The organism is Shinella sp. G-2, assembly GCF_050172695.1.
GTDB lineage: Bacteria > Pseudomonadota > Alphaproteobacteria > Rhizobiales > Rhizobiaceae > Shinella.
Genome location: NZ_JBBEYH010000003.1, coordinates 171449 through 184058, shown reverse-complemented (window position 1 = coordinate 184058; position 12610 = coordinate 171449). Strand labels below are relative to the sequence as shown.

The following is a 12610-nucleotide window of genomic DNA, read 5'->3' as shown; positions in this document are numbered from 1 at the left end:
TGTTTCCGGTTTAGAAACAACGACAGCCCTCCCGCGCATCGCCGCGGGCAAACGAGGAGAACAGGACCCATGACGCTTTTCCGATCCGGCCTCCTGGCCGCTTCCATCATCGCGCTCTCCAGCGGTTCGGCGCTTGCCGACTACGAGCTGAACATCCTGCACATCAACGACCTGCATTCGCGCATCGAGGCGATCAACAAGTTCGATTCCACCTGCTCGACCGAGGAGGAAGGCAAGGGTGAGTGCTTCGGCGGCGTCGCGCGCCTGAAGGCCGCCATCGACGCCCAGCGCCAGGCGCTGACCGGCAAGAACGTGCTGCTCCTCAATGCCGGCGACAATTTCCAGGGGTCGCTCTTCTACACGACCTACAAGGGCGCGGTGGAAGCCGAATTCCTCAACCTCATGAAGTTCGACGCCATGACCGTCGGCAACCATGAATTCGACGACAGCGAGGACGGCCTTGCGACCTTCCTCGACAAGGTCCAGTTCCCGGTCGTGACCGCCAATGTCGCCGCCAGCGCAAGCTCGAAGATCGGCGACCGCATCAAGCCCTTCGTCGTGCTCGACCAGGGCGGCCAGAAGATCGGCGTCGTCGGCGCCGTGGCGAACGACACGGCGGAACTTTCTTCCCCCGGCCCGAATGTGCTGATCGGCAACGACGTCGCAGACATCACCGCCGCCATCGGCGAGCTGAAGAAGCAGGGCGTCAACAAGATCATCGCCCTCACCCATGTCGGTTATCCGCGCGACCTGGCGGCCATCGCCAAGATTCCGGATGTCGACGTGGTGGTCGGCGGCCACACCAACACGTTCCTCTCCAACACCTCGGACAAGGCGGAAGGCCCCTACCCGACGCTGGTCGACAATCCCGGCGGCTACAAGGTGCCGGTCGTGCAGGCCGCCGCCTACACGAAATATCTCGGCAACCTGAAGGTTGTCTTCGACGATGCCGGCGTGGTCAAGGAAGCCTCGGGCGAGCCGATCCTGATCGACGCATCCATCAAGCCGGACGAAGCGGTCCTTGCCCGCATCAAGGAACTGGCCGGCCCCATCGAGGAACTGAAGAACAAGATCGTTGCGGAAACCTCCGAGCCGGTCGACGGTTCGCGTGAAGTGTGCCGTGCCGCCGAATGCGCCATGGGCAACCTGGTGACGGATGCGATCCTCGATCGCACCAAGGACCAGGGCATGACGATCGCCATCACCAATGGCGGGGGCCTGCGCGCCTCCATCGACGGCGGCCCCGTCTCCATGGGCGAAGTGCTCTCCGTTCTGCCGTTCCAGAACACGGTCGCCACCTTCCAGCTCAAGGGCTCGGACCTCGTCGCCGCTCTCGAAAACGGCCTCAGCCAGATCGAGGAAGGCGCCGGTCGCTTCCCGCAGGTCTCCGGCATGAAATATTCCTTCGACAAGTCGAAGCCGGCCGGCAGCCGCGTCGTCTCGGTCGAGGTGAAGGAGGGCGATGCCTTCGTGCCGCTCGACCCCGCCAAGACCTACGGCGTCGTCTCCAACAACTACATGCGCTCGGGCGGTGACGGCTATTCGGTCTTCGCCAAGTCCGGCACGAACGCCTATGACTTCGGCCCGAACCTCGAACTTGTCGTCGCCGACTATCTCTCGGCGCATCGTCCCTACAAGCCCTATACGGACGGCCGCATCACCGAGGTCGCTGCGGCGGCAACCGGTACCGAAGCGAAGCCGGCGACCGGCGATGCCGCAACCTCCACGGAGACGGCAGCCAAGTCGACCGAAGGGGCCGCGACGACAGGCGAGGCTGCAGCCGGTTCGGCCACGGCAACCGGTACGGACGGCGGCAAGGCCGCCGCAACGGCGGGCGGAAAGCACGTCATCGCTCTCGGCGACACGCTTTGGGATCTCGCCAAGGCCGCCTATGGCGACGGCACGCTGTGGCGCAAGATTGCCGAGGCCAATGGCAATCCGCGTCCGCGCGCCCTGCATGTCGGCACGGAGCTCTCCATCCCGGCAAAATAAGGACAATTTGTCTCCACTTTTTCTGCCGGTCCGGGCTTTCCCGGACCGGCATTTCTTTTTAGAACCATTCTGAACCGACCGGCCTACGCCCGCGTAGAAGAGCAATCCAACCCGCACGCACAGGATCCACCATGGACATCGCCGCCAAGCCCGCCGACCATCCAACCGTTCAGCATGGCAAGGTCGGTGTCCTGCTCGTCAATCTCGGTACGCCTGACGGCACCGACTACACGTCGATGCGGCGTTACCTGAAGGAATTCCTGACCGACAAGCGCGTCATCGAATGGCCGCGCATCGCCTGGTATCCGATCCTCTTCGGCATCGTGCTCAACACCCGCCCCGGCAAGGTCGGCAAGGCCTATGAGACGATCTGGAACAAGGACAGGAACGAGAGCTACCTGCGCACCTATACCCGCAGCCAGGCGGAGTTGATGGCGGGAGCGCTCAAGGACCATTCCAACGTCGTCGTCGACTGGGCCATGCGCTATGGCCAGCCCTCCATCGCCTCCCGCATGGAAGCCCTGCAGAAGCAAGGGTGCGAGCGCATCCTCGTCTTCCCGCTCTATCCGCAATATGCAGCCGCGACGACGGCGACCGTCAACGACAAGGCCTTCGAGACTTTGTTGAAGATGCGCTGGCAGCCGGCGCTGCGCACCGTGCCGCCCTATCACGACGACCCCGCCTATATCGACGCGCTGGCCATCTCCATCGAAAAGCATCTTTCGACGCTCGACTGGGAGCCCGAGAAGGTGCTGACCTCCTTCCACGGCATTCCGAAGAGCTATTTCGAGAAGGGCGACCCCTATTACTGCCAGTGCCAGAAGACCGCGCGCCTGCTGCGCGAGCGCCTCGGCTGGTCGCAGGACAAGCTCGTCGTCACCTTCCAGTCCCGCTTCGGGCCGGAGGAATGGCTGCAGCCCTATACCGACAAGACCGTGGAAAAGCTGGCGCAGGAAGGCGTGAAGCGCATCGCCGTGCTCAATCCCGGCTTCGTTTCTGACTGCCTCGAAACGCTGGAAGAGATCGCCGAACAGGCGGCCGAAAGTTTCCTGCACAATGGCGGCGAGAAATTCGCCCACATTCCCTGTCTGAACGATACGCCCGAAGGCATGAGCGTTCTGGAAAAGGTGGTGCGGCGCGAGCTTTCCGGCTGGGTCTGAGCGCGATAAATCTTGTTCCCGTCCAAATAGACTGGCATCGCGGCGCGTATTGCCTAAAGTAGCACCGCGTCGCCGTTTGAGGAGAAGAATATGGATTTCGCCGGACTGGACATCGTCGTCATTGCCCTCGTGGTTCTGGTGATCCTTATCCTCTTTGCCGGGATCAAGACGATCCCGCAGGGCTACCAGTACACGGTGGAGCGCTTCGGCCGCTACACGCGCACGCTCCAGCCCGGCCTCAACCTGATCATCCCCTTCATCGACCGCATCGGCTCGAAGATGAACGTGATGGAGCAGGTGCTCGATATTCCTACCCAGGAGGTCATCACGCGCGACAATGCCAGCGTCGCCTCCGATGCCGTCGCCTTCTATCAGATCTTGAACCCCGCGCAGGCCGCCTATCAGGTCGCCCATCTCGAGCACGCCATCATCAACCTCACCATGACGAACATCCGTTCGGTCATGGGCTCGATGGACCTCGATGAACTGCTCTCCAACCGCGACAAGATCAACGATCAGTTGCTGCGCGTCGTCGATGAGGCCGCCAATCCCTGGGGCGTGAAGATCACCCGTGTCGAGATCAAGGACATCGCCCCGCCGAAGGACCTCGTCGATGCCATGGCGCGGCAGATGAAGGCCGAGCGCGAGAAGCGCGCCCAGGTGCTGGAAGCCGAAGGCTCCCGAAACGCCCAGATCCTGCGGGCCGAGGGCGCCAAGCAGTCCGCCATCCTCGAGGCCGAGGGCCTGCGCGAAGCCGCCTTCCGGGACGCCGAGGCGCGCGAGCGTCTGGCCGAGGCGGAAGCCAAGGCGACCAAGATGGTCTCCGAGGCCATCGCTGCCGGCAATGTCCAGGCGATCAACTACTTCGTCGCCCAGAAATACACCGAGGCCATGGCTTCGATCGGCAAGGCGCCCAACTCCAAGATCGTTCTCATGCCGATGGAGGCCTCCTCGCTGGTCGGCTCGCTCGGCGGCATCGGCGCCATCGCCAGGGAAGTCTTCGGCGACGGCGCGACCGTCCCGCAGCGCACGCGCCAGTCGACGCCGGCGACCACCACCACCGCGTCCACGCCCGCCTTCCGCAATCCGTTCGATACGCCGCCGCAGGGAACGTGAGCATGATCCATCGTCTCATCGCCGAACTCGGCCCCTGGGCCTGGTGGGTGCTCGGCATCGTCCTGTTGATCCTCGAAGTGCTGCTGCCCGGCGTCTTCCTCGTCTGGATCGGTATCGCGGCCATCATCACCGGCGCGCTGTCGCTCCTTCTCTGGGAGCAGGCGCTCTGGACATGGCAGGTACAGTGGCTCGTCTTTGCGGTGCTGTCGCTGGTCGCTGCCCTCATCGGCCGGCGCATCGTCAGCAGCCGCGGCGGCGCCAGCGATCAGCCGCACCTCAATCAGCGTGGCCAGAGCCTCGTCGGCCGCACGGCGACGCTGGAACAGCCGATCACCGAGGGCCGCGGCCGTATTCGTCTCGACGATACGATGTGGAGCGTTCAGGGGCCGGACCTGCCCGTCGGCGCACGTGTACGCGTCACGGCCAGCAATGGCCGCGACCTCAGCGTCGAGCCGGTCTGACGCTGCGGCGTCAGGCGACGCCGATTCTCAGGAGATCGTGGAAATGCACGATGCCGACGGGGCGGAACGTCTCGTCGGTAACGATCAGCGCGGAAATGTTGTGCTGGTTCAGCAGGCCGAGCGCGGTGGTCGCCAGCGTCGCCGGCTTCACCGTCTTGGGGCTGCGCGTCATCACGTCGTCGACGATGAGCTCGGCAAGGTTGCGCGTCAGGTTGCGCGCGATGTCGCCGTCCGTGACGATGCCGGCAAGAGTGCCATCGTCATTGATGACGCCGACGCAGCCATAGCGCTTCTGCGCCAGCATGTGCACGGCATCCGGCATCGAAGTGCCGAGCGCGACGAGCGGCATGTTCTCGCCGCTGTGCATGATGTCGCCGACATGGGAGAGGCTCGCACCGAGCTTGCCGCCCGGATGGAAGGTCTTGAAATCCGTCGCCGTGAAGCCGCGCGCCTCCAGCAGCGCGACGGCAATGGCATCGCCCAGCGCCAGTTGCATCAGCGTCGAGGTGGTCGGCGCAAGACCGTGCGGGCAGGCTTCCAGCGCCTTCGGCAGCAGGAGAACCGTATCGGCGGCCCGCGCCAGGGCCGAGCGTTCGCCCGACGTCATGGCGATCAGCGGAATGGAGAAGCGGCGCGAATAGGAGACGATGCCCTGAAGCTCCGCGGTCTCGCCGCTCCAGGAGAGCGCGAGGATCACGTCGTCACGCCCGATCATGCCGAGATCGCCGTGATTGGCTTCGACGGGGTGCACGAAGAATGCGGGCGTGCCGGTGGAGGCGAGCGTCGCGGCGATCTTTGCGCCGACATGACCCGACTTGCCGATGCCCGTTATGACGACGCGCCCGGCAATGTCGCCGATGCGGCGCACCGCATCGCAGAACGCGTCGTGAAGATCGCCCTCCAGCGCGGCGGCGAGCGCGATCAGCCCTGCCTTTTCCGTTTCGACCGTCCGGATCGCGGAGGCAATGGCGCCGCCGCCGTCAAAATTCGCCTGTCTCTTGATCATGGCGCCTCGTTAGCGCCTTTGCCCGGCTCTGTCCATTGCGAACGTTGACGCGCATTGCGCGCCGCCAGCAACCAAGCGTTAACCATGGCGGTTTACGTTCGCTTAGGAAATTGAAGATTCGCAGGCCCATCATGACCGAGGCAAAAGGAATGGAACGCGGAGCGCCGGCGCCCCGCCCGACGCGGCGACTGGCCGGGCTTCTGCTCGCCGGCACCGTGCTTGCGGCCGTTCCCGCCCTGGCCCAGCAGTCAACCTCTACCTCCACCTCGACCACGGCCTTCCAGCCGCCCCTTTTGGGCGCGACGACCGGCACCGCGGAAACGGACCCGCTCGCCGGTGCGAGCACCACCACCGGCACCGGCACCGGCGCAGCGACGGACACGGATGCGACGACCACGGCCTCGACGGCGGCACGGCCCGCCCTTTCTGACGAAGCCGCCGCCGCGCTTGCGGACGAAGGCGACGCTTATGGGCAGACGGAACGCCGCGCCGAACGACTGAACCCGCGCGAAGGCAATATCGACGGTGCGCGCAGCAATTTCGGCGACCCCTACGAGCCGACGGGCATTCGCGTCGGGACCTTCATTCTCCGGCCGTCGATTACCCAGAACCTCGGTTATGAGAAGAACAAGACCGGCGCGACGGCAACGAGCCGCACCTATTCCCAGACCGGCTTTCGCGGTTCGCTGACCTCCGACTGGTCGCGCCACCAGTTGACCATCGATGCCGAAGGTATCTACCAGCGCAACCTCAGCGGCACCGGCGAGACCGAACCGCGCCTGCGGCTCGACGCCGATCTTCGCCTCGACCTCAGCGACGAGACGATCGCCAACATCACCGCCGGTTACGATTTCGAACGCGAGAGTTCGAGCGACCCGAATGCCGTCAACGGCGCCAGCGTCCAGTCGGGCGTCTCGACCTATACGGGCGGTGCACGCGTCACCCGCGATTTCGGCCTGATCCGCGGCACGATCGGCGCGGAGATCGAGCGACGCACCTATGGCTCGGCGACGCTTTCCAACGGCAGCAAGCTCATTCTGTCCGACCGCAATTACACCGAAGGCACGCTGACTGGCCGCGTCGGCTACGAACTTTCGCCCGCCCTCATTCCCTATATCGAGGCTTCCATCGGCCGTTCGATCTATGACGAGAAGGTCGATTCGCTCGGCTACGAGCGTTCAGCCTCGATGCTGGGTGGACGAGCAGGCGTGGAAGTCGATCTCGGGGAAAAACTGCGCGGCGACCTTGGCCTCGGCTATCGTCGGGCAAGCTTCGACGACAGCCGCCTTGCCGCGCTCAAGGCGCTGACCATCGACGGCTCCGTGCTCTGGTCGCCGCAGCGCGGCACCGACCTCCGCCTCGGCCTCGTGACGGACCTCAACCCCTCGACCGCCGCCGGAGCAAGCGGCTATGCGTCCTACGCCGCAACGGCGGACCTGACGCATGAACTGCGGGACAATCTGGTGGCGCGGCTGAGCGGCGCCTATACGCTGCGCGATTTCCAGACCGCCGGCACCGCGAACCAGTCGATCTATCTCGCCGGCGCGGGCCTTACCTGGAACATCAACCGCTTCCTCGCAATGACGGGCGACGTCTCCTACGAGCTGACGCGCCAGTCCGGCGCGTCCGACACCGGCGTCACGCGCGCCGGCATCGGTCTCATTCTGCGCCGCTGATTATTTCAGGCCGGCGACAAGCGCCTTCAGCGGGCCTTCCACGGCCGGACGGATATCCGCACGTTCCAGCGCAAAGGCGATGTTGGCGAGGATGAAGCCATCCTTGGCGCCGCAGTCATAGGTCTCGCCGCGGAAGTGATAGGCGGCGAACTTCTGGCTGTCGGCAAGCTTCACCATGCCGTCCGTGAGCTGGATCTCGTTGCCGGCGCCCCGCTCCTGCGTGGCGAGGATCGAGAAGATTTCCGGCTGCAGGATGTAGCGGCCGTTGATGAAGAAGTTGGAGGGCGCCGTGCCCTGTGCCGGCTTCTCGACCATCTTGGTGATCTCGAAGCCATCGCCGACCTTCTCGCCGACGCCGACGATGCCGTATTTGTGCGTCTGGTCCGGCGCGCATTCCTCGACGGCGATCACATTGGCGCCCGAATGCTCGAAGAGCTCGACCATGCCCTTCATGCAGCCCTTCTCGCCCTTCATGATCATGTCGGGCAGCAGGAGCGCGAAGGGTTCGTTGCCGACCAGTTCACGCGCGCACCAGACGGCATGGCCAAGGCCGAGCGGTTCCTGCTGGCGGGTGAAGCTCGTCGAGCCGGCGACCGGCAGGATGCTTTCGAGCAGCGTCAGTTCGGCGGTCTTGTTGCGCTGGCGCAGCGTCTGCTCCAGCTCGACCTGGATGTCGAAATAGTCCTCGATGACGGCCTTGGAACGGCCGGTGACGAAGATGAGGTGTTCGATGCCCGCTTCCAGCGCCTCGTCCACCACGTACTGGATAACGGGCTTGTCGACGACGGTCAGCATTTCCTTCGGAACGGCCTTCGTGGCCGGAAGGAAGCGTGTGCCGAGGCCGGCCACTGGAAAGACTGCTTTGCGAACCTTACGTGTCTGAGACATAGTCACCTCGTTAAGCCCATCGCCCTCATGGCAGGGACATATCTGTGCCGGAATAGAATCCAATTGCTATTTTTTTGCAAAGGAAGACGGGGCAAAAGTTTGATGGTAAAGAATTTGTTGACTTCGTTTTTATAAGTTTTGCGTTCAGCCGGTGGTTCGATGCCGCCGTCCCGAAATTTTAGAAACGGACATGACAGCCGATGACCCAGAATCTGAAGAACGTTCTGCGCCGATCTGCGCTCACCCTTTTCCTCTCGGCCGGGCTTTTCGCCCAGGCGACCGCGGCCCATGCGGATGCCCGATTCCAGAAATGGATCGCGGATTTCTACGCGACCGCATCGGAGGCCGGCATCAGCAAGGCCACCTACCAGAAGGCGTTTTCCGGCGTCAAGACACCCGATCCGGATGTGCTGGAAAAGGCCGCCTACCAGCCGGAATTCAAGCACAAGATCTGGGACTATCTCGATTCGCGCGTCAACCCCTATACGGTGCGCATCGGTCGTGAGATGGCAACCAAGCACGCCCGCACGCTTGCCGCGCTGGAGCGTCATTTCGGGGTCGACCGCAACATCCTCCTCGCCATCTGGTCGATGGAATCGAACTACGGCGCGGTTCTGCAGAAGGACGACCGGCTGCACTACGTACCGCGGGCCCTCGCGACGCTTGCCTATGCCGATCAGAAGCGCGCCAAATATGCGCGCACGCAGCTGATCGCCGCCCTCAAGATCATCCAGCGCGGCGATATCGACGCTGCCGACATGACCGGCTCCTGGGCGGGCGCGATGGGCCACACCCAGTTCATTCCGACGAGCTACATGATCTATGCCGTCGATGCCGACGGCAACGGCCACCGCGATATCTGGAATTCCGTACCGGATGCGCTGGCAACCGCCGCCAACCTTCTCGCCAAGAACGGCTGGCAGGCCGGCAAGACCTGGGGCTACGAGACCGTCGTTCCCCCGGGCGGCAGCAAGTATTCCGGCCAGACGAAGACGCTCGCCCAATGGGCGAAGCTCGGTTTCGCCCGACCGGGCGGCAAGGGCTTCAAGAACGGCGCGGACCGCGCCGAACTGAAGCTGCCGGCCAATGGCGGCCCCGGCTTCCTGATGACCAAGAACTTCTTCGTCATCAAGCGCTACAATGCCTCGGATTCCTACGCCATGGGCGTCGGCATGCTGGCCGACCAGCTCGCCGGCTATAGCGGCGTCAAGCAGCGCTGGCCGCGCCCGGAAGGCACGCTCGACATCACGGAGAAGTTCGAACTCCAGACGCGTCTCAAGGAACTCGGTTACTACGAGGGCGAGGTCGACGGCAATTTCGGCTCCGGCTCCAAGGCCGCGATCCAGGCCTTCCAGAACCGCATGGGCCTTGCCGCGGACGGCGAACCGAGCCAGCAGCTCCTGCGCGCGCTTCGTCGCTGACCGTATGAAAGAACAGGTGAAAGGGGCGCTCCGGCGCCCCTTTTTGCTTGTCGGTGCTTTCGCTCGCCGGCAGCCTTTGCCATGATGCCGCCACCGAACGCCCGCACAGTCCGGGTGGAGACGGAGAGCCTTCGCAATGAGCATGACGATCCGGATGATACGCTTCGGCCTTGCGCTCGCCGTTTCGGCAGGCGTCTTCGCCACGGCCGCCGTGCCGGCCGGCGCGCAGGAGCGCGTCGAGCGCCGGTCGATCCTCCAGCTGCTCTTCGGCACGCCGAAGCGCCGGGAGATCGAGCCCGAACCGGAATTCAGGAAGCCGCGCCCCGTGGTTCGCAAGAAGAAGACGACGGCGGCCGTCGCCAAGACGCCGGAGCCCGCCGCCGTCGAAAAGCTCCCCGATGCAAAGGTCGTGCTTGTCGTCGGCGACTTCATCGCAGGCAGCCTCGGCGAAGGCCTGATCGCGGCCTTCGAAACAACGCCGGGCATCGTCGTCGAGCGGCAGAGCAACGGTTCGTCCGGTATCGTACGCGACGACTATTACAGCTGGCCCGACTCCCTGCCCGCGTTGATCGCCGAAAAGAAGCCGGCCCTCATCGTGATCAGCATGGGCGCGAACGACCGCCAGCAGATGGTCGTCGCCGGCGAGAAGGAAAAATTCCGCTCCGAAGCCTGGACGAAGGAATATGAGGCGCGCGTGGCGCGCATCGCCGCGCAAGCCCATGAAGGCGGCCGGCCGCTGCTCTGGATGGGCATGCCCGCCTTCCAGTCTTCCGCGCTCACGGCAGACATGACGACGCTCAACACGATCTACCGCGCCGAGGTCGAAAAGGCCGGCGGCGCCTTCGTCGATATCTGGGACGGTTTCGTCGACGAGGGCGGCAAGTTCATCATATCCGGCTCCGACATCAACGGCCAGCAGGTGCGCCTGCGCGGCTCCGACGGCATCAACTTCACCAAGGCCGGCAAGCGCAAGCTCGCCTTCTACGTCGAAAAGGAAATCCGCCGGCTGCTCGGCGACGCCGCCACGGACGGCCCGGGCCTGCAGGGCGACCTCAAGGACCTTCTGGTCGTGACGACGCCGACGGAAGATGCGGAAATCACCAAGACGCAGCCCATCAGCCTTGCTGATCCCGCCCTCGACGGCGGAACGGCCCTCCTCGGTGGCACCACGCTCAAGGGCAACGGCAAGAGCCTGCGGGAGAAGCTGGTGGACAAGGGTGAGACCGCCGACGCTCCGCTTGGCCGCGTCGACGATTTTCGGGCAAACAAGACCGCAACGCCGTAAGGCACATCGCTGAAACGAAAAAGGGCGCGCCTGAAACAGACGCGCCCTTTGCTGTTTTCCGGCCGCCTTACCGCGGCAGCGTGGTCGAGCCCATCAGCGCCTCGTCGATGGCGCGCGCCGCCTGGCGTCCCTCGCGGATCGCCCAGACGACCAGCGACTGGCCGCGACGAATGTCCCCTGCGGTCCAGAGCTTGTCGACGGAGGTCTTGTAGTCGCGGTCGTTGGCAACGACGTTCGAGGAACCGCGCTTGTCGGTGTTGATCGTCAGCCGGCTGCCGAGGTCCTTCAGCACGCTGTCGGTGAAGGGACCGCGGAAGCCGATGGCGATGAAGGCGAGGTCCGCCTTGATGATGAACTCCGTGCCGGCGATCGGCTTGCGGCGGTCGTCGACCTGGCAGCACTTGACGCCCGTCAGCACGCCGTCCTCGTCGCCAACGAATTCCAGCGTACCGACCTGGAACTCCCGCACGGCGCCTTCAGCCTGCGAGGACGAGGTGCGCATCTTCGTCGCCCAGAAGGGCCAGACAGCGAGCTTGTCTTCCTTTTCCGGCGGCTGCGGGCGGATGTCGAGCTGCGTGACCTTTACCGCGCCCTGACGGAAGGCGGTGCCGACGCAGTCCGATGCGGTGTCACCGCCGCCGACGACGACGATGTGCTTGCCGCCGGCCAGGATCGGCGCGGAGGGCCAGCCGACGCTGTCGATGTTCTCGCGGCCGACGCGGCGGTTCTGCTGCACGAGATAGGGCATGGCATCGTGCACGCCGGCGAAATCGACCCCGGGAATGCCGGCATCGCGCGGGGTTTCCGAGCCGCCGCAATAGAGCACGGCATCGTGCTCGGAGAGCATCGCATCCATCGTCTTGTCGACGCCGACATTGACCCCGTAGTGGAAGGTCACACCCTCGCCGCGCATCTGGTCGACGCGGCGGTCGATGAAGTTCTTCTCCATCTTGAAATCCGGAATGCCGTAGCGCAGCAGGCCGCCGGCCTTGGATTCGCGCTCGTAGAGATGGACCTCGTGGCCGGCGCGGGCGAGCTGCTGGGCAGCCGCCATGCCGGCCGGACCGGAGCCGATGACGGCGACCTTCTTGCCGGTCTTCACCGTCGCCGGCTGCGGCACGATATAGCCCATCTCATAGGCCTTGTCGGCAATCGCCTGCTCGACGGTCTTGATGGAAACGGGCGTGTCTTCCAGGTTCAGCGTGCAGGCTTCCTCGCAGGGTGCGGGGCAGACGCGGCCGGTGAATTCCGGGAAGTTGTTGGTCGAATGCAGGTTGCGGATCGCCTCTTCCCAGTTGCCGTTATAGACGAGGTCGTTCCAGTCCGGGATCTGGTTGTGCACCGGACACCCGGTCGGACCGTGGCAATAGGGAATGCCGCAGTCCATGCAGCGCGCGGCCTGCTTCTGCACCTCGGCATCCGACATCGGGATGGTGAATTCGCGGAAATGGCGGATGCGGTCGGAGGCCGGCTGATACTTCGCCACCTGCCGGTCGATTTCCATGAAACCAGTTACCTTGCCCACTTCAATAATCCTTGCTCAAAGCGGGGCGCCCGTAGGCCCCCAGTACCAGTAGGCGGCTCCAGCCACCAAACCCAGCACGA

10 protein-coding genes are annotated in these 12610 nt (G+C 64.5%); 7 read left to right on the top strand and 3 right to left on the bottom strand.

What is annotated here, in order from left to right:
• The first annotated feature begins 69 nt into the window (after positions 1-69).
• The 4 genes from V8U06_RS07355 to V8U06_RS07340 all read left to right on the top strand — a co-directional run bounded on the left by V8U06_RS07355 (position 70) and on the right by V8U06_RS07340 (position 4729).
• Positions 70-1992 carry a 5'-nucleotidase C-terminal domain-containing protein gene (locus V8U06_RS07355; RefSeq protein ID WP_427140115.1) on the top strand — a complete coding sequence of 641 codons (1923 nt, stop codon included), beginning with the start codon at positions 70-72 and terminating at the stop codon, positions 1990-1992.
• A 131-nt stretch (positions 1993-2123) separates the two neighbouring features.
• Positions 2124-3152 carry a ferrochelatase gene (gene hemH / locus V8U06_RS07350; RefSeq protein WP_427140114.1) on the top strand — a complete coding sequence of 343 codons (1029 nt, stop codon included), beginning with the start codon at positions 2124-2126 and terminating at the stop codon, positions 3150-3152.
• Positions 3153-3242: 90 nt separating this feature from the next.
• The gene (locus tag V8U06_RS07345) at positions 3243-4268 is read left to right on the top strand and encodes an SPFH domain-containing protein (RefSeq protein WP_427140113.1); all 1026 of its coding nucleotides are present in this window, start codon (positions 3243-3245) and stop codon (positions 4266-4268) included.
• A 2-nt stretch (positions 4269-4270) separates the two neighbouring features.
• On the top strand, positions 4271-4729 hold the full coding sequence (locus V8U06_RS07340; protein ID WP_427140112.1) for an NfeD family protein: 459 nt from the start codon (positions 4271-4273) through the stop codon (positions 4727-4729).
• Between the two features lie 10 nt (positions 4730-4739).
• Here the strand turns inward: V8U06_RS07340 and V8U06_RS07335 are convergent, their stop codons facing one another.
• Entirely contained in the window at positions 4740-5735 is a 996-nt protein-coding gene (locus V8U06_RS07335; RefSeq protein WP_427140111.1) for a KpsF/GutQ family sugar-phosphate isomerase, read from the bottom strand.
• A 149-nt stretch (positions 5736-5884) separates the two neighbouring features.
• Between V8U06_RS07335 and V8U06_RS07330 the strand changes: the two genes are divergently transcribed.
• The gene (locus tag V8U06_RS07330; RefSeq protein ID WP_427140110.1) at positions 5885-7411 is read left to right on the top strand and encodes an outer membrane beta-barrel protein; all 1527 of its coding nucleotides are present in this window, start codon (positions 5885-5887) and stop codon (positions 7409-7411) included.
• Here V8U06_RS07330 and galU read toward each other — a convergent pair whose 3' ends face one another.
• On the bottom strand, positions 7412-8299 hold the full coding sequence (gene galU, locus V8U06_RS07325) for a UTP--glucose-1-phosphate uridylyltransferase GalU (protein WP_226917901.1): 888 nt from the start codon (positions 8297-8299) through the stop codon (positions 7412-7414). It lies immediately after the preceding gene.
• A gap of 200 nt (positions 8300-8499) precedes the next feature.
• On the opposite strand from galU, the gene V8U06_RS07320 reads away from it, so the two are divergent.
• Positions 8500-9720: a lytic murein transglycosylase gene (locus V8U06_RS07320; protein WP_427140109.1), complete on the top strand. Its 1221-nt coding sequence runs from the start codon at positions 8500-8502 to the stop codon at positions 9718-9720.
• 136 nt (positions 9721-9856) lie between these two features.
• Entirely contained in the window at positions 9857-11005 is a 1149-nt protein-coding gene (locus V8U06_RS07315; protein WP_427140108.1) for an SGNH/GDSL hydrolase family protein, read from the top strand.
• 67 nt (positions 11006-11072) lie between these two features.
• Here the strand turns inward: V8U06_RS07315 and V8U06_RS07310 are convergent, their stop codons facing one another.
• Positions 11073-12530: a glutamate synthase subunit beta gene (locus tag V8U06_RS07310; protein WP_427140107.1), complete on the bottom strand. Its 1458-nt coding sequence runs from the start codon at positions 12528-12530 to the stop codon at positions 11073-11075.
• Positions 12531-12610: the final 80 nt, after the last annotated feature.